At 72.3% G+C, this 17323-nt stretch carries 16 protein-coding genes and 1 pseudogene; 5 read left to right on the plus strand and 12 right to left on the minus strand.

Annotation, left to right across the window (positions count from 1 at the left end; genetic code table 11):
* Positions 1-112: 112 nt before the first annotated feature.
* Entirely contained in the window at positions 113-2329 is a 2217-nt protein-coding gene (katG, locus tag ACVV2G_RS29425; RefSeq protein WP_453845818.1) for a catalase/peroxidase HPI, read from the minus strand.
* Positions 2330-2353: 24 nt separating this feature from the next.
* Positions 2354-2800, minus strand: a complete 447-nt coding sequence (locus tag ACVV2G_RS29430) for a Fur family transcriptional regulator (RefSeq protein WP_453845819.1) — start codon at positions 2798-2800, stop codon at positions 2354-2356.
* Positions 2801-2999: 199 nt separating this feature from the next.
* Here ACVV2G_RS29430 and ACVV2G_RS29435 point away from each other — a divergent pair, with 199 nt between their 5' ends.
* Together ACVV2G_RS29435 and ACVV2G_RS29440 are read left to right on the plus strand one after the other, a co-directional pair.
* On the plus strand, positions 3000-4100 hold the full coding sequence (locus ACVV2G_RS29435; protein ID WP_453845820.1) for a DUF475 domain-containing protein: 1101 nt from the start codon (positions 3000-3002) through the stop codon (positions 4098-4100).
* Positions 4101-4228: 128 nt separating this feature from the next.
* Positions 4229-4651 carry a DUF350 domain-containing protein gene (locus tag ACVV2G_RS29440; protein WP_453845821.1) on the plus strand — a complete coding sequence of 141 codons (423 nt, stop codon included), beginning with the start codon at positions 4229-4231 and terminating at the stop codon, positions 4649-4651.
* 40 nt (positions 4652-4691) lie between these two features.
* On the opposite strand, the gene ACVV2G_RS29445 is transcribed toward ACVV2G_RS29440, so the two are convergent.
* From ACVV2G_RS29445 to rpmG, 5 genes are all read right to left on the minus strand, one after another.
* Positions 4692-5852: an oxygenase MpaB family protein gene (locus tag ACVV2G_RS29445; RefSeq protein ID WP_453845822.1), complete on the minus strand. Its 1161-nt coding sequence runs from the start codon at positions 5850-5852 to the stop codon at positions 4692-4694.
* Positions 5853-5865: 13 nt separating this feature from the next.
* The gene (locus tag ACVV2G_RS29450) at positions 5866-6924 is read right to left on the minus strand and encodes a polyprenyl synthetase family protein (protein WP_453845823.1); all 1059 of its coding nucleotides are present in this window, start codon (positions 6922-6924) and stop codon (positions 5866-5868) included.
* Positions 6917-7201 (minus strand): polyprenyl synthetase, encoded by a 285-nt coding sequence (locus tag ACVV2G_RS29455; RefSeq protein WP_453845824.1) that lies wholly within the window; start codon positions 7199-7201, stop codon positions 6917-6919. The genes ACVV2G_RS29450 and ACVV2G_RS29455 overlap by 8 nt, the downstream gene beginning before the upstream one ends.
* Before the next feature lie 147 nt (positions 7202-7348).
* Positions 7349-8422 carry a polyprenyl synthetase family protein gene (locus ACVV2G_RS29460; protein WP_453845825.1) on the minus strand — a complete coding sequence of 358 codons (1074 nt, stop codon included), beginning with the start codon at positions 8420-8422 and terminating at the stop codon, positions 7349-7351.
* A 127-nt stretch (positions 8423-8549) separates the two neighbouring features.
* Positions 8550-8714, minus strand: a complete 165-nt coding sequence (rpmG, locus tag ACVV2G_RS29465; RefSeq protein WP_453845826.1) for a 50S ribosomal protein L33 — start codon at positions 8712-8714, stop codon at positions 8550-8552.
* A gap of 323 nt (positions 8715-9037) precedes the next feature.
* On the opposite strand from rpmG, the gene ACVV2G_RS29470 reads away from it, so the two are divergent.
* On the plus strand, positions 9038-10909 hold the full coding sequence (locus ACVV2G_RS29470) for a LamG-like jellyroll fold domain-containing protein (RefSeq protein ID WP_453845827.1): 1872 nt from the start codon (positions 9038-9040) through the stop codon (positions 10907-10909).
* A gap of 199 nt (positions 10910-11108) precedes the next feature.
* On the opposite strand, the gene ACVV2G_RS29475 is transcribed toward ACVV2G_RS29470, so the two are convergent.
* A complete protein-coding gene (locus ACVV2G_RS29475; protein ID WP_453845828.1) occupies positions 11109-12002 on the minus strand; it encodes a LysR family transcriptional regulator in 894 nt (297 codons plus the stop codon).
* Positions 12003-12085: 83 nt separating this feature from the next.
* Between ACVV2G_RS29475 and ACVV2G_RS29480 the strand changes: the two genes are divergently transcribed.
* Positions 12086-12988, plus strand: coding sequence for a PhzF family phenazine biosynthesis isomerase (locus ACVV2G_RS29480; protein WP_453845829.1), 903 nt, complete (start codon positions 12086-12088; stop codon positions 12986-12988).
* Positions 12989-13018: 30 nt separating this feature from the next.
* On the opposite strand, the pseudogene ACVV2G_RS29485 reads toward ACVV2G_RS29480, so the two are convergent.
* Positions 13019-13318: pseudogene (locus tag ACVV2G_RS29485) on the minus strand (DUF1731 domain-containing protein); the annotation flags it as partial.
* Between the two features lie 199 nt (positions 13319-13517).
* On the opposite strand from ACVV2G_RS29485, the gene ACVV2G_RS29490 reads away from it, so the two are divergent.
* Entirely contained in the window at positions 13518-14357 is an 840-nt protein-coding gene (locus ACVV2G_RS29490; protein ID WP_453845830.1) for a lysozyme, read from the plus strand.
* Between the two features lie 25 nt (positions 14358-14382).
* Here ACVV2G_RS29490 and ACVV2G_RS29495 read toward each other — a convergent pair whose 3' ends face one another.
* The 3 genes from ACVV2G_RS29495 to ACVV2G_RS29505 form a co-directional block, all read right to left on the minus strand.
* Positions 14383-15105, minus strand: coding sequence for an FAD binding domain-containing protein (locus ACVV2G_RS29495; RefSeq protein ID WP_453845831.1), 723 nt, complete (start codon positions 15103-15105; stop codon positions 14383-14385).
* Positions 15106-15307: 202 nt separating this feature from the next.
* Positions 15308-16081: an aminotransferase class IV gene (locus tag ACVV2G_RS29500; protein ID WP_453845832.1), complete on the minus strand. Its 774-nt coding sequence runs from the start codon at positions 16079-16081 to the stop codon at positions 15308-15310.
* A 145-nt stretch (positions 16082-16226) separates the two neighbouring features.
* Positions 16227-16922, minus strand: coding sequence for a PAS domain-containing protein (locus ACVV2G_RS29505; protein ID WP_453845833.1), 696 nt, complete (start codon positions 16920-16922; stop codon positions 16227-16229).
* Positions 16923-17323 lie beyond the last annotated feature (401 nt).

Genomic DNA, 17323 nt, shown 5'->3' on the forward strand with positions numbered 1-17323 from the left:
GTGAGGACGAGGGCGGCCTTCCGCGGGACGGCGCAGCCCGCCGGCCCGGGGGCATCGCGGGCGGGCCCGGACCGTCCGGGCCGGCGGGTGCCGGCCGGCCCGGACGGTCGGGTCAGACCAGGTCGAAGCGGTCGAGGTTCATGACCTTGACCCAGGCGTCGACGAAGTCGTGGACGAACTTCTCTTTGGCGTCGTCGCTCGCGTAGACCTCGGCGAGCGCCCGCAGTTCGGAGTTCGAGCCGAAGACCAGGTCGGCGCGGCTGCCGGCCCACTTGACCTCGCCGGTGGCGGTGTCGCGTCCCTCGAACAGGGTCTGGTCCTCGGACGTCGCCTTCCAGGTGACGCCCAGGTCGAGCAGGTTCACGAAGAAGTCGTTGGTGAGCGAGCCGGGCGTCCTGGTGAAGGCACCGAGCTGGGACTTCTGGTAGTTGGCTCCCAGTACCCGCAGGCCGCCGACGAGCACGGTCATCTCGGGAGCGCTCAGGGTGAGCAGGTTCGCCCGGTCGAGCAGCAGGTACTCGGCCGGCAGGCGGTTGCCCTTGCCGAGGTAGTTGCGGAACCCGTCGGCGACCGGTTCGAGCGCCTCGAACGACTCGGCGTCGGTGTGCTCCTCCGTCGCGTCCACGCGGCCCGCGGCGAAGGGGACCTGCACTTGGAAGCCGGCCTCCTTGGCGGCCTTCTCCACGGCGGCGGTGCCGCCGAGGACGATCAGGTCGGCCAGGGAGACCTTCTTCGCGCCGGAGTTGAACTCCCGCTGGATGCCTTCCAGGACCCGCAGGACCTGCGCCAGTTCGTCGGGCTCGTTGACCTCCCAGCCGCGCTGCGGCTCCAGGCGGATACGGGCACCGTTGGCGCCGCCGCGCCGGTCGCTGCCGCGGAAGGTGGACGCCGAGGCCCACGCGGTGGACACCAGCTGCGAGACGGTCAGGCCGGACTCGATGAGCTTGGTCTTGAGGGTGGCGACGTCCTCGGCGTCGACGGGCTCGCCGTCGGCCTCCGGCAGCGGGTCCTGCCAGAGCAGGGTCTCCTCCGGGACCTCCGGACCGAGGTACAGGGACTTCGGGCCCATGTCGCGGTGGGTCAGCTTGTACCAGGCGCGGGCGAAGGCGTCCGCGAACTCCCCCGGGTTCTCGTAGAACCGGCGGGAGATCGGCTCGTAGACCGGGTCGTAGCGCAGTGACAGGTCGGTGGTGAGCATCCTCGGCCGGTGCTTCTTCGACGGGTCGTGCGCGTCGGGGACGAACTCCGGGGCGTCCTTGGCCACCCACTGGTTCGCACCGGCCGGGCTCTGCTCGAGCTCGTACTCGAACTCGAAGAGGTTCTTGAAGAACCCGTCGCTCCACCGGGTCGGGGTGGCCGTCCAGGTGACCTCCAGGCCGGAGGTGATGGCGTCGCCGCCCTTGCCCGTGCCGTAGGTGTTCCGCCAGCCGAGCCCCTGCTCCTCCATGGAGGCGGCCTCGGGGTCGTCGCCGACGTGGTCGGCCGGGCCGGCCCCGTGGGTCTTGCCGAAGGTGTGGCCGCCGGCGATCAGCGCGACCGTCTCCTCGTCGTTCATCGCCATGCGGCGGAACGTCTCGCGGATGTCGCGGGCGGCGGCGAGCGGGTCCGGGTTGCCGTTGGGGCCCTCGGGGTTGACGTAGATCAGGCCCATCTGGACCGCGCCGAGCGGGTTCTCCAGCTCGCGGTCACCGGTGTAGCGGCGGTCGTCGAGCCAGGTGGTCTCCGGGCCCCAGTAGACGTCCTCCTCGGCCTCCCACACGTCGGCACGGCCGCCCGCGAAGCCGAAGGTCTCGAAGCCCATCTGCTCCAGGGCGACGTTGCCCGTGAGGATCAGCAGGTCGGCCCAGGACAGGCTCTGGCCGTACTTCTTCTTGACCGGCCACAGCAGACGGCGGGCCTTGTCGAGGTTGCCGTTGTCGGGCCAGCTGTTGAGCGGGGCGAAGCGCTGCTGTCCGGCGCCCGCGCCGCCGCGGCCGTCGCTGATGCGGTAGGTGCCCGCGCTGTGCCAGGCCATCCGGATCATCAGCGGGCCGTAGTGGCCGAAGTCGGCGGGCCACCAGTCCTGCGAGGTGGTGAGCACCTCGGCGATGTCGCGCTTGACGGCCGGCAGGTCGAGCGACCGGAACGCCGCGGCGTAGTCGAACTCCTCACCCAGCGGGTTGGCCACCGCGGGATTCTTGGCGAGGATCTTCAGGTTGAGCCGCTCCGGCCACCACTGGCGGTTTCCACCCCCCTGGGTGGGATGCGGGGCGCGTCCGTGGGCGACCGGGCAGCCGCCCGTCTCCTCGGTTTTCGCGTCGGTCACGATGGCGTCGTGGTTCTCGGACATGGACATCCTTCCGGACGGGGCGGGTCACGGTGCTGGGGAACTGCCGGTGGTGGAGCAGCCGGGGCACAGGCCCCGGTAGATGACCTCGGCCTCGTCTATCGAGAAGCCGTGGTCGTCGGAGGCGGTCAGGCAGGGTGCCTCGCCGACGGCGCAGTCGACGTCCGCGAGGGCCCCGCAGGACCGGCACAGGACATGGTGGTGGTTGTCCCCCACCCGCCCCTCGAACCGCGCCGGGCCGCCGGGCGGCTGGATGCGGCGTACGAGTCCTGCCGCGGTGAGCGCGTGCAGCGCCTCGTACACGGCCTGCAGGGAGACGTGGCCGACGCGCCCGCGCACTCCGGAGGCGATCGCCTCGGCGTCGAGGTGGTCGCCCCGGCGGACGGTCTCGAGCAACGCGGCGCGGGCGGCGGTCACGCGTAGTCCGGCCCCGCGCAGTGCCGAGGCGGCGGCCGGATCCCGGGATGCGGTCATGGCGGGAACCTACTCCCGTACACACGAACCGCTCAAGGAAACGAACCGGTCCATTGTGATGACCGTCGGGTGCACGGGGCGGTGCGCACCGGGTCTGCCCGGGGAGGGAGGACGATCATGGTAGACAACGACGGTGGGGGGCACTGGCAGGGAATGCCACATTCCGGTCAGCGCGACAACAGGAGTGAGTGAGTAGCCCGTGCTTTTGAAAACGTTCCGTTGGGCCTTCGTCGTCACCGCACTGGGCCTGACCGCGGGAGTGCTGTACGAGGGGTGGACCGCCTTCGGCCTCGTCGCCATCCTCGCCGTGCTGGAGATCTCCCTGTCCTTCGACAACGCGGTGATCAACGCCGGGATCCTGAAGAAGATGAGCGCCTTCTGGCAGAAGATCTTCCTCACCGTGGGCATCCTGATCGCCGTGTTCGGCATGCGTCTGGTCTTCCCGGTCGTCATCGTGGCGGTCAGTGCCCGGCTGAACCCGTGGTCCGCGGTCCATCTGGCGCTCACGGACAAGGAGCGGTACCAGGAGCTGGTGACGGACGCCCATCCGTCGATCGCCGCCTTCGGCGGCATGTTCCTCCTGATGATCTTCCTCGACTTCGTCTTCGAGGACCGGGAGACCAAGTGGCTCGGTCCGCTGGAGCGCGCGCTGGCCAAGCTCGGCAGGGTCGACATGCTGTCGGTCTGCGTCGCCCTGACCGTGCTGCTCCTCTCCGCGGTCACCTTCGGTGCGCACGCCCATCAGCACGGCGGCACGCACGCCGACAAGGCGGAGACGGTGCTCCTGGCCGGTGTCGGCGGACTGATCACCTACATGATCGTCGGCGGTCTCTCCGGCTTCTTCGAGGACAGGCTCGAGCGGGAGGAGGAGCGCGAGCACGAGGCCGAGGCGGCGGCCGAGCGCTCCGGCGGACCCCGTTCGGCCGTCGCCCTCACCGGCAAGGCGGCGTTCTTCATGTTCCTCTACCTGGAGGTCCTGGACGCGTCCTTCTCCTTCGACGGCGTCATCGGCGCCTTCGCCATCACCAACGACATCGTGCTGATGGCCCTGGGCCTGGGCATCGGCGCCATGTACGTCCGGTCGCTGACCGTCTACCTGGTCCGCCAGGGCACCCTCGACGACTACGTCTACCTGGAGCACGGCGCGCACTACGCCATCGGCGCCCTCGCCGCCATCCTCCTGATCACCATCCGGTACGAGATCAACGAGATCGTCACCGGCCTCATCGGCGTGGTCCTGATCGGCGCCTCCTTCTGGTCCTCCGTGCGCCGCAACAAGCGGCTCGCCGAGGCGGCCTGACACCCGGTCGGGCCGGATCGCGGGAGTGCCGGACCGCAGGGGCCGGAGGGCCGAACGGGTGCGCTACATTTTGCAGCGCCTTGACCGCGATCCCTCACGATCCCTCACGCTACGGAGCCGGCACCCCCATGAGCGACATCGTCAACGGACTCGGCCGCGCCACCGCCTACGGCGGTCTCGGCCTGGTCCTCCTGGTCCTCGGCATCGTCCTGGTGGACGTGCTGACGCCCGGAAAGCTCGGCCGGCAGATCTGGGAGCAACGCAACCGCAACGCGGCCATGGTCCTCAGCTCCGCGCTGCTCGGCATCGGCGGCATCGTCTTCACCTCCATCTGGACGACCTACGACGACTTCGGCAAGGGGCTGGTGTCCACCGCGGCCTTCGGGCTGCTGGGGCTCGTGATGATGGCCGTGGCGTTCCTGGTGGTCGACCTGATCACCCCGGGCCGGCTGGGCGCGACGCTGGTCGAGCAGGAGCCCCACCCCGCGGTGTGGGTGACGGCCTCGTGCAACCTCGCCGTCTCCGCCGTCGTCTCGGCTTCCATCGCCTGACGCCCCCGGCTCCGCCCGGGCCCCGGCCGCACGCCCCGGGTCAGGAGAGGGTCGCGGGCGGCGGGGTCCAGCGGCGGGTGCGGGCGGTGGCGTCCGGGACGCCGTAGTCCTTCTTCAGCTGCTCGGGGATCGCGTAGTGCATGACGCGTCCGCGGGTGAGGGAGGACAGTTCGAGGATCGTGGTGAGGTGGCCGATCCGGTCCAGGGCCCAGGCGCCCAGCGGCGAGCGGTCCTCGATCGTCTCCAGGACGCCCAGGAGGTGCGGAGCCGCCTTCACCACGGTGTCCCAGGTGGTGCGGGGCACGTCCAGCCAGTCGGCGCACGTGTCCCCGACGAGGTAGCGGATCAGGGCCGAGACCACCGGGTCGAAGAAGGTGCCCGGGACGACTTCCTCGTACAGGTCGATCAGCTGCCTCGTCAGATGGGCGCCCTCCTCGGAGGGACCCATGTGGCGCAGCATGTACAGATCGAGGAAGTGGCGTGCCTCGTCGAGCGTGGTGGGCACGGCCGTCTGGTCGACACCGAGGACGGCGCCGACCACACGCCAGGCGTAGAAGTACGCGTCCGCCCCTTCGGCCGACATGTGGATGCCGAGCCGGTGCAGGCTGTCCAGGACGAGCAGGGAGAAGAACATCTGCCCGCCGATCATGTCCTCCTGGCAGATCGGCACGCCCAGGGTGTCGGTGTCCCAGCGGTTCTCCCGCTTCAGGTGGTGGCGGATGGCGGCGTGCAGCAGGCGCACCTTCTGGGCGGCCGGGATGAAGCGGCCGCCGGCCTCGAACGCGTCCGGCTGCATGAGGTAGACGGTGAACTGACCGGTCTCCGCCATCCGTTTGGAGGGGTAGCTCAGTCCGTGGGTGGCCGACAGCAGCCGGGCCACGTGCGGCACGACGTAGCAGGCGGGCATCGACGCGAACGACAACGCGGTCGAGATGTGCACGTTGTTGTCGATGAAGAAGAGGCGGGCCTTCTCCATCTCGGCCCAGTCCACCCAGTCGGGCGGGGTGCCGGTCACCCGCAGGTACTCCCGGGCCACCCCGGGCAGGCCGTCCGGCAGTCGCTGGCCGTTGGTGGAGACGTAGCGCATCAGTGAGTTGAACGTGCCGACCTCGCCGCGCTCGAACAGGGTGGCCACCACGGCGTCGGCCAGTTCGTCACCGCTGCGGCGCAGGGCGTCCATCGACGTCTCGGTGTAGGTCATCGCGGTCTCCTCGTCAGTGGATGCGGTCGGTGGCCTGCCGGGCGAGTGCGGACAGCACCCGGCGCGCGTGCGGTGGTGTGTCGGCGGTGTCCAGAGCGCGGGTGGCCTGTTCCACGCGGGCGTCGATCATCCGCTCGACGCGCTGCGGTGCCTTCAGCTCCCGCATGAGGTCGCGCACGTCGCGCAGGTGGGTCTCGTCCAGGTCGTCGCGGCCCAGCACCCGGCGCAGCCATGCGCGCTGGGACGCGTCGGCGGCCTGCCAGGTCTCGGCCAGCAGCGCGGTGGGCCGGTGGGCCCGCAGGTCGTCCAGGCCCGCCTTGCCGGTGCGCTCCGGGTCGCCGAACAGACCGAGCAGGTCGTCGCGCAGCTGGAAGGCCTCGCCGAGCGGCAGGCCGTAGGCGGAGTAGGTGCCTTGCAGCGCGGGACCGGCGCCGGCGAGCAGGCCCCCGATGAGCAAGGGGTGTTCGACGGTGTACTTGGCGGTCTTGTACCGGACCACCTTCAGCGAGGTCCCGGTGTCCGGCCGGCCACCGGTGTGCAGGATCTCCAGGCACTCGCCGGCGACGAGTTCGCGGGCGAGCGCGGCCCACAGGCCCCGGGCTCGGGCGAGGTAGGCGGCGGGGAGGCCACTGCCGGTGAACAGCTGCCCCGCGAGGGCCATCAGCTGATCGCCCACCAGCATGGCCAGGGACCGGGCGGCCTCGCGGGCCCGGCTGCGGCCGTCCCGGGCGAGTACGGCTTCCAGGGCGACGTGGACGGTGGGCAGGCCGTGGCGCAGCGGGCTGTCGTCGATGAGGTCGTCGTGCACGATCGCCGCGGCGTGCACCAGTTCCATGGCGGCCGCCGCCCGCACCAGTGCGTCGCTGTCGGGCTGTCCGGCCGCTCGCCAGCCCCAGTAGCAGAAGGCGGCCCGCAGCCGTTTGCCGTGCCCGGCCGCGCTGCGCACCTGCTCGGCCACGGGCGCGAGGGCGGCGTCGACGGCCACCAGGTGACCGGCCTCCTCGTCCAGGAAGCTCCGCAGGACACCGTCGACGCGCGCCCTGAACGCGGCCGGGTCCCAGCGGTCAGACATCGCCGCCGTCGGCCGCCCGCCGGGCCAGCGCGTGCCGGGCGAGTACCTCCAGGTGGGCGGGCGGTACGTTCGTGCAGCGGTCGAGGGCCAGGCGGCCCCGGGCCTGGAGGTCCTGCTCGGCCTCCCGCACCAGGTCCGCGGTGTCCGAGCGCCGCAGGAGCCCGCGCACCGCGCCCGCCGCCGTGCCGAGCGTGCTCACCGCCAGATCGGCCAGTCCGGCGACCACCAGCAGGGCCTGGCCGTCCGGTCCCTGGCCGCGTCCCGTCGAGTGCGTCATGCTTCTCCCCCCAGGGGTTCGCGTCCTCACCGGTGCGCCTGGTCAACGACGCGTCCGGTCAGTCCGAGCATGACCGGACGCACGGGGCGGAAGATCCCGAATACCCCTTTGAGTGATCGGGGGAACAGGTGTCGCACACCGGTTCGGTCAGCCGGTGCGCTCGATGCTCCAGCCCGGCAGCCGCTCGAAGAAGACGACCGCGTCCGCACGCCAGCGCGGACGCCAGTGCGCCGCCACCTCGCGGGCCTGCTCGGCGTGTCGCCGCATGTCCGCCCGCATCCCGGCGGCCACGCCCCGGCGTTCGCCGATCCCGCGGATCGCGGCGACGGCCTCCGGGGAGCAGGCGGGGTTCCCCAGGGCCTCCTCCACGACGGCGCGCTCGGAGCCGCTCACGGCGGACAGCAGACGGGCGACGGCGTAGCTGCGCCGGCCCTCGCGGATGTCGGTGCCGGTCGGCTTGCCCATCGCCGCGGCGTCGCCGAACAGGTCCAGGTAGTCGTCGCGCATCTGCCCGCAGATGCCGACCAGTCGCGCGTAGCGGCGCAGCTCGGGCTCGTGGGCGGCCGGCTGCTCGCCCGCGGCCAGCAGTCCGAGGTACAGCGGGGCGAGAACCGAGTAGCGGGCGGACTTGTGGTCCGCCACGTCGTGCAGCATCTCGTCGTCCGGGGCCTCGGGGGCGAAGTCCCGCTCCAGGTCGGTGATCTGGCCCACGAACGTGTCGGTCGCGGCGCGGGTCTGGACCTCGACCATCGCCTGACGCACCTCGACCGGGAGCCTGGCGTCCAGGAGCACCCGCAGGGAGAGGGCGAGCGCCAGGTCGCCGGCGAGGACGGTGAGCCCGAGAGCCGCCCGCGGATGGCGGGGGAACCGCTCCCGGTAGGCGTAGTACGTGGTGGGCCCGCCGCGGCGGGTGGCGCTGTCGTCGATGAGGTCGTCGTGCACCAGGCCGTGGGTCTGCAGCAGCTCGATGCTCAGCGCGGCGGCGTCCAGCCCCTCGACCGGCTCGTCGGACACCAGGCGCGCGGTCTCGTGCAGCAGCACGACCCGCATCCGCTTGCCGCCTCGCAGGGACAGGTCGCGCAGCAACTCCACGCACTCCGGGGTGAAGCGGCTGAACGACGGTGCGTCCAGTGTCGCGCCCAACGTGTCGAAGTACTCCGCGAAGAGCGTGGTGAACCGGCGCTCGTACCGGGCGACACGGTCCGGCAAAGGCTCGGTCATGGCGAAGGTCTCCTGAAGGTGGGCGGGTGGCACGGCAGCAGGGTGCCAGGTGCCGCGACCACGGGGCGGCACCGGCGGAGGACACCGCAAACCGGGATCAATGTGCCCCCTCGCTCCGTCGCCCCGTTCAGCGTTCCTCGCGGAAGGGGACGTGTTCTCCCGCGACCGGGTCGTACTTGCGCAGGACGAGCCGGTCGGGGTCGTTGAGCCGGTTCTTGCGCGTCACGTAGGTGACGCCGGTCCCGGCGGCCGACCTGAGCCTGACGACCGGGCGTGCGGTGCTGCGTGCCATGGTGCTCCTTCCGACCGCCGCGCGGGCCGCGGTGGTGTCCCGCGCGTGTCGGTCACCGCCCTCAACCGTCCCACCCGCCACCGCATTCCCCCGGCCGCGCCGACCGGCACCCCTGCCGCAGCCGGGCCGCCACCCCGTACGCGCGTCAGCGGTGGACGGCGACGCCCGGAGCCGGATCACACACGGCTCCCCCGTCGCACGCATCAGCCCCTCCCCAGTAGCCCGCCGCGCACCATGCTGCGTTCAGCTCACCGTCGACGCGCGGCCACGGCCGCTGAGCACCGTGAGCCGCGCAGGTCGGACTTCTCGTTTCTGGAGGGCAGATGAGCACGGCGGAGCAGCACGACAGTCCGGGCAGACGCACGGTACTGAGAGCGGCCGTGGCCGGCGGGGCGGCCACGGCGGCGGTGGCGGGCTGGGGCGCGGGCGCCGCGCAGGCCGCGGAGCCGGCCGGCGCGCGGCGCTTCGACGCCGACAGTCCGCGGTTCACCCTGGCCGTCCTGCCGGACACGCAGTACCTCTTCGACGCGGACAGCGCCGACCCGGCTCCGCTGCGGGAAACCTTCCGCTACCTGGCGGCCGACCGGTCCGAGGCCAACATCGCCTTCCTGACCCACCTCGGCGACGTCACCGAGCACGGCACCGAGGACGAGATCCGACGCGCCGCCCAGACCTTCGGCACGCTGCACGGCAAGGTGCCCTACAGCGTGCTGGCGGGCAACCACGACATCGCGTCGTCGACCGACGACCAGCGCGGCGACTCCGCCTACCTGCGGGAGTTCGGTCCCCGGCGCTACGCCTCGATGCCCACCTTCCGGGGCTCCTCGCCCGACGGTTACAACAGCTACCACGTCCTGCGCGCCGCGGGCCGCGAGTGGCTGGTCCTCGCCCTGGACTGGCGGATCTCCGACCGGGGCACGGAGTGGGCGCAGGGCGTACTGGACGCCCATCCGAGCCTTCCCGCCGTCCTCACCACGCACGACCTCGCCGCCGCGGACGAGAACGGCTCGGCCGGCCTGTCCGGCAACGGGCAGCGCCTGTGGGACGGCCTGATCCGCGCCAACGACCAGATCTTCCTCGCCCTGGGCGGGCACTACTGGCCGCCCGGCCGCACGGTTCTCACCAACGACGCCGACAACGATGTCCACGTCCACGTCACCAACTACCAGGACCGCTACTACGGCGGCGCCGGGATGATCCGCACCTACGCGTTCGACCTGGTGCGCAACGTGATCGACGTGGAGACCTTCGCCCCGTGGTTCCTGGCCCGCGACCCCGGGCGGCGCGCGCCGCTGGAGGCCGAGACGCTCGAACTGACCGGCCCCACCGACCGGTTCAGCCTGAGTATCGACTTCGACGCGCGCTTCGCGGGCTTCGCCCCGGTCGTACGGCCGAAGCCGCGCCCCGCCTCCGCGGTGATGCCGCGTGGCACGGTCGCCTACTGGAGGTTCGACGCCTCCGGCATGACGACCGCCCCGGACGGCCGCCCGGTGGCGGACGGCGCCGTGGTGCGCGACCTCTCCGGACACGGCAACGACCTCACCGTCGGCCGCCTGCACGCCGGCGGGCCCGAGGCGCTCACCTGGTCGAGCGACCACCATCCCGGACAGCCGGCCCACGCCAGCCTCCGCTTCGACGGCGGCAAGGCGCCGGACCGCGGCGCCGTCCTCCGTACCGGTGCGCGGGCACCGCTGAACGGCGAGAGGTTCCTCCGCGGGTACACCATCGAGACCTTCGTCCGGCTGCCCGAGCCGTTCGAGGGCGACCACAGCTGGATGGGCATCCTCAGCTGGGAGGGGCGCAACGGGGACGCGGGCAAGACCACCGGCTGGTCCCCGCTGGAGCCCACGTGCAGCCTCAACCTGTCCCCGGAGCGCTTCCTGCAGTTCGTCGTCTACCCGCACCGCCAGGACGCGGACCCCACGTCGTGGAGTCACGCCGTACCGGTGGGCCGCTGGATGCACATCGCCGTGGTGAACGACGGCCGCCGCACCGTCATGTACGTGGACGGCTCGAAGATCGCCCGCAATCCGGCGGCGCCCTCGACCGGCATCGCCACCCTCGGCAAGCCCTTCGTCCTGGGCGCCACCCAGTTCGACGAGCGCTTCGAGCAGGGCTTCTACGGCTGGATCGGCGACACCCGCATCGTCGACCGGCCGCTGCGGACACAGGACTTCCTCACCCCGTTCGACTGACGCCCGGGGAGCGAGCCGCGCGCACGGCCCGGGGCCCGGGGCAGGCGTCGAGCGCCCCGGGCATCGCCGGGCGAAACGAGGCGGTGCGACGACGGGGCCGTCCGCCCGGTGCAGGGCCCCGCAGGGGGTCTCCAGGCAGGGGCCGCCCCGCGCAGGGGCCCCCGGGTCTGACGGGACCCGCGCGGTCCCGCGGGTCCCGTCAGGCCCCCAGGTGCCGTACGAGCGCCCGCGCGACCTCCTGCGCGGCGGGTGCCGCCCACCGCCGACGGTGCCGAACCAGCCGTACCGGTACGTCGGGGAAGCGCGGGCCGTCGATCCGTACCAGCCGCCCCCGCCGGAGTTCCTCCGCCACGGTGGTCAGCGGCAGCAGGGTCAGTCCGAGCCCGGCCGCCACGCAGTTGCGCGCCGCGTCCACGCTCCCGAACCGGGTCAGCCGCGGCTGCCCGCCCGGCACGTCGAGCAGCCGCCGGGCCAACGCGTCGCTGTAGGAGCAGCCCTCCTCCAGCAGGAAGAAGTTCTCCGCCGCCAGTTCCGGCCAGTCCGGGGCGTGCCGGCGCGCGGCGATGGGGTGCCCGGGGGCGGAGACGAGGGCGAGCGGCTCGTGGGCGACCGGTTCGCCCGTGACGTCCGTGACGTCCGGGAACCGCGTCTCCTCCAGCAGCAGCGCCAGGTCGAGGCGTCCGGACCGCAGTCCTTCGACGCACTCCGCGGTCCCGGCCGCGTGCAGGTGGACGTCCACCTCGGGATGGCTCGTCCGCAGGGCGGCGATGACGCCGGGCAGACGGCTCGCGCACAGGGACTCCGGACTGCCGACGACCACGCGTCCCGACACGGTGCCGGCGTCGTCGCATCCGGCGCGCAGCCGTGCCACGGCGTCGAGCACCTCCTCCGCCCGCTCCAGCAGCCGGCGGCCGGTGTCGGTGAGCAGCGCGCCGGTGGGCAGGCGGTCGAAGAGCCGGACGCCGAGGTCCCGTTCCAGGGTGCGGATGTGCACGGTGACCGTGGACTGGGCCAGGTGGAGTTCGATGGCGGCAGCCGTGAAGCTGCCGGAGCGGGCGAGCGTGGTGAAGGTCGTCAGCAGTCGGGTGTCCACGGCAGCATGCTATGCGCTTTCGTGATGGATGTGATCGGGATCGATCGTTGGACACGATCGCCATCGGGTGACAGCGTGGGGCCATGACCACCGACGTGACGGGAAAGAGCGACGTGGACGACCGTGCCGCGAGACCGACCGGGACCGAGATCCTGCGCTACTCCGCCTTCACCCCCGACCCGGCGGGCGGGAACCCCGCCGGGGTCGTCCTCGACGCCTCCGGACTCGACGCCACCGCGATGCGGGCGGTCGCCGCCGAGGTGGGCTACTCCGAGACGGCCTTCGTCACCGGCGGCGACGAGGGCGCACGGCGGTTCCGGGTCCGCTACTTCAGCCCTCTCGCCGAGGTGGCCTTCTGCGGGCACGCGACGGTCGCGCTGGCCGTCGCCCTCGCCGAGCGGCTGGGGCCGGGCGGGATCGTCCTCGACACGCCCGCCGGCGAGATTCCCGTGTCCACGGCGACCGACGGCGCCGGAGCGGTACGGGCCACCCTCACCAGTGTGCCGGCGCGTTCCCGTCCCGCTCTCGCCACGGAACTGGACGCGGCGCTCGGGGCGCTCGGCTGGGCCCCGGACGACCTGGACCCCGCCCTGCCTCCGCACGTGGCGTTCGGCGGCAACGACCACCTGGTGCTCGCCTCGGCGTCCCGGGCCCGGCTGGCGCGGCTCGACTACGACTTCGACGCACTCGCCGAGGTCATGGGGCGTCATGGCTGGACGACGGTGGACCTCGTGTGGCGCGAGTCGCCGGAGCGCTTTCACGCCCGCAACCCGTTCCCCGTGGGCGGCGTCGTGGAGGACCCGGCGACGGGAGCGGCGGCCGCGGCGTTCGGCGGCTACCTCCGCGCCCTGGGCCTGGTCACCCGGCCCGGCACGGTCGCGATCCGCCAGGGGGAGGACATGGGCCGCCCCAGCGACCTGCTGATCGACGTGGACCCGCTGGACCCGCGCACGAGGGTCACGGGACAGGCGGTGCCGATCCCGTAGGACGGCCCCCGCGCCGCCCCGCTCACCGGGACCCGCGCACCCGCGTACGAGGCCGTCGGCCGCTTCCGGCCACTGGGGGTGGTTGAAGGCGAACCCCGCTTCGCGCAGCCGTGCGGGGACGACGCGGCGGCTCTTGAGGAGCAGTTCGGTGTCCGTGCGCAGGGCGAAGGTACCCGCTTCGGCCATCCACCGCGTCGCGGGCAGGCCCACCGGCATGCCCCACGCCTTGCGCAGCGCACGCATGAAGGCGCGCTGGGGCAGGGGTCCCGGTGCGGCGAGGTTGACGGGACCGCCGAGGTCGTCGCGGTCGACGAGGAACTCGAGCGCGCGGCTGCCCGGTCCCCCCCCTCCCCGGGAATCACGATCTTCATCAGCCGCTCCCTTCCTGTCGCGATCGACCCCATCCCGATTTTGAACATGTTCAAACCCGATGGCGGTGACGCCCGGCACCCCCGTTGATCCGGTCGCCCAACACCGTCTGGACGCCCGTGAGATGCGCTCCGGCGTCACAGCGGATCGGATGGGTGCCATGCGCAGACCCATAGCCGTGGCGTCCCGCCACTCCCGACGCCTGCTCGTGTCCGGCGTCCTTCTCGCGTCCCAGTCACTCCTGCCGGTCCTGTCCGCGGCCCCCGCGTCGGGCGACGGGACGGGCGGGGCGCCCGTTCGCGGTACCGCCCACATGGGCATGGGAGTCCTCGCCCACGAAGGGGTGCAGGGCCGGCCCGCCGACACCCGGACCACCCAGACGGAGGGGGTGGACGTCTCCAGCCACCAGGGCAACGTCGCGTGGCCGACCCTGTGGAGCAGCGGGGTCAAGTGGGCCTATGTGAAGGCCACCGAGGGAACCTCCTACCGCAATCCGTACCACGCGCAGCAGTACGGCGGTTCGTACGACGTCGGCATGATCCGCGGCGCGTACCACTTCGCCATCCCGGACGGCGCCGGCGGTGCCGCCCAGGCCGACTACTTCGTCGACCACGGCGGCGGCTGGTCCAAGGACGGCAGGACGCTGCCGGGCGTGCTCGACATCGAGTACAACCCGTACGGCGACACCTGCTACGGCAGGACGGCGAGTCAGATGGTCGGCTGGATCCGCGACTTCCTGGACCGCTACAGGGAGCGCACGGGCCGCCACGCCGTCATCTACACCTCCACCAACTGGTGGAAGCAGTGCACCGGGGACTACAGCGGCTTCGGTGCCGCCAACCCGTTGTGGGTCGCCCGGTACGCCTCGACCGTGGGCCCCCTGCCGGCCGGCTGGGACCAGCACACGATGTGGCAGTACACCTCCTCGGGGCCGACCGTGGGGGACCACAACAAGTTCAACGGGGCGCTGGACCGGGTCGAGGAGCTGGCCAACGGCTGAGGCCGGACGGTCGCGGACCGCCGCGTCAGCGACCGGCGAGGGAGTCCAGGATGCCGGCGACCTGCTCACGCACCACGTCCCGCGCCCCGGCGGGCAGTGCGCCGGCGTCCGTGCGCTCCAGCAGGCCGAAGGCCGCCTCGGCACCCTCGTCGCACGGCACGGTCTCGCTGAGCACCTCGTAGCCGTCGCGGACGGCGACCCGCAGACGACGCCGGCCCTCGTCGTCGGCGTGCACGGCGGTGGCGACGACCAGCGGCGGCGCTCCGCCCGGCTCGGCGGGCTCCTTGCGGTACGCGCTGGCCAGCGGGGTGCGCCAGCGCAGGCCGAGCAGCAGGTGGCGCTTGGCGAGGACCTCGGACAGGTCGGTCTCGTAGGCCCGGTCGGGTTCCAGCACCGTGGGGCGGGCGTCCAGCACGAGTGCCGCCGGCAGCAGGCAGCGCAGGCTGCTGCCCACGAGGTTGCCCCCGACCGTGGCGGTCCGGCGGACGGCCCCGGTGCCCACCGTGCCGGCCGCCCTGCGCAGCACCTCCGGTACGCGGTCGTCGATGCGGTGCAGCAACACGGCGGATCCCAGCGCCTCGGGCTCGACCACGGTCGCCTGCGGCAGATCGCGCAGGGACATGGCCAGTTCCGGGAAGCCGTCCCGCTGCCAGGTGGCCCACACCAGGGTCGCGCCGCCTATGGGCACCGCCCCCTCGGCCATGCACTCCTGCGCTTCGGACACCGACGTGGGCAGACGCAACAGCATGGCGATCGACCTGCTTCCCCGAGGGCGGCGGTCGGACGACGCCGCGCCTCCCGCCGCGTGATCACGGCCACTGCGCATTCTCCGTACCGCCGCGGGGGCGTGTACAGGGCTCACGCATACTCCGTGTGCGCTGTTTGCGCCCCGGAGCACCACGTCTGCTCCGGGACGGCGCGTTTCACCGGACGTTCGGGAGTCCGGTCCGTCAGAGCGGGTGGGCGGGAAGCGCCCGGTAGCTCTCCGCGAGCCGGGTCGTCACCGGGTGCGTGGCGGGGTACTCCCGGTGGTCGATTCGTGTGAGGGGGCGGAGGCCGGTGGCGGCGTTCGTGGCGAACGCCGCCTCGCAGTCGTCGAGGTCGGAGAGGCTGATCAGCTCCGTGGGGTCTCCGCCGGCGTGGCGCAGGAGGTGCCGGGTCGTGCCGGAGAGAACGTCTCCTCCGGGCCAGACGACCCGGCCCCCGCGCACCAGGCCGATGTTCCAGGTGCCGCCCTCCAGCACTTCGCCGTCGCGTCCCGTGAACAGCACGTCGTCGTAGCCCTCCCGCCGGGCGTGGCGGCGGAGCCGCAGAGCGGGCCCCAGGGCGACCGACTTCACCTCGGGCAGGTCACGGAGGTGTGCCGTGCTCCGCACCCGCAGGGGCCCGGGGTGTGCCTCCGGTGCCGGCCGTGCCGTGACCAGGATCCGCGGACGGGCGACCGCGTCGATGGTGGCGAGGTCCAGCGCCGGGTCGAAGACGGTGACGCGGACGATCCGGCGACCGCTCACCGGTGCGGCCCGGCGGGCCAGGGCGCGCACGCGGTCCGGGTCGAGTGCCGTGTCGAAGAGGAGCCGGCAGTCGCGGATCAGGCGTTCCAGGTGGAGGTCGAGGCCACGCACCCGGCCGTCCTCCACCAGCAGGGTGGTGAAGTGACCGTAGTTGGTCAGGGCCAGAGCAGCCAGTGCGTCCTCGCCGGCGGGCCGGCCGTCGAGTTCGATCATGGCGTCACCCCGTCACGCCCGCCGTGGCCGGCTCGGTGGCCGCCGCCCTGCCGCGGGCGCCCGGCGGGGCGGGCGGGCGACGGACCGAGGCGGGCGGGGTGGTGCGGGGCGGCGGTGCCGCCCCGCACAGCAGATGGTGTACGGCTCACTTGATGTAGTCCTCGACGACCCTGGGCGGCCAGGTGCCGACCTTGAGGACGCCCATGGAGTAGGCGCGGGAGACGAGGGCGGCCCGGTTGGGGACCTTGAGCGCGCGCAGCAGACCCGAGACGTGGTACTCCACGCCCTGGCGGCTGAGGAAGAGGCGGGAGGCGAGGGGGACCGTCGAGACACCGGCGGCTATGCCCTCCAGGATGCGGGCGTCGACCTCGCTGAGGAGTTTCTTGCGCGGTGCCATCTCCTCGGCGTCCTCGGTCCGTTCGTCCGCGCCGGACATCACCACGAGGATCGCGGCCACGTCGGGGATGTGGCCGCCCTGGACGGCCATGGCACGCAGCGGGAGCGCGGAGGCGGTGCTGTCCTGGTCGACGGCGATGACTTCAGTGAGGAAGCGGTTCCGTTTGCCCTCCAGCATGCGCGCGAACTGCTGCATCAGGGGTGGCCGGACGCTGGGGTGGATCAGGTCGCAGAAGTGCCGGCCGCAGAGGCTGGAGGACGGTCCGCCGAAGCGGCGGTCGAACTCCTGGTTGACCTGCTGGATGGTGAGGGAGGGATCCAGGCAGGCGATGTAGGCGTCGGCCCGGTCGAAGCCGTCGGTGCGACCGGGGGCCGACTCCGGGGTGCCGGACGGGCCGGCCACGGGGGCGCGGTCGACGAGCGTGGCGTGGGGGGTGGGCGCCAAGGAACTCAAACCCTTCTTCTATCGGTGCTTTAGGAGGAGGGCCAGGTAAGCGACTGGCCTTGCGTGAAAAAGAATGCGACAGAAAAGGAAGACACTGGAACATTACGAAGGACGGCGACGAAGGGTCAACGCAACACCGGCTTGACCTGCTAATACTGTGGTGACTCCTTCGGTGGGTACGGTTCCGCACCGAAGGGGTTCGGTGGGGGAGGTTCGGTGGGGGCACCGAACCATGCGACGCCACTTCGGCAGGCGGAACTCTCCCCAGAACGAACCAAATGCGACAGTCGCCCCACCCTGCCGCCAGGCGCCATCACTCCAGGCCACGGCCTGCTTACGCGAAGCACGTTCCCGAGCCGGTCCCAGCCCGGGAAGAGGAGGAGAGGGAAAGCGGTTACCGA

The sequence above is a fragment of the Streptomyces sp. JK94 genome (assembly GCF_053613315.1).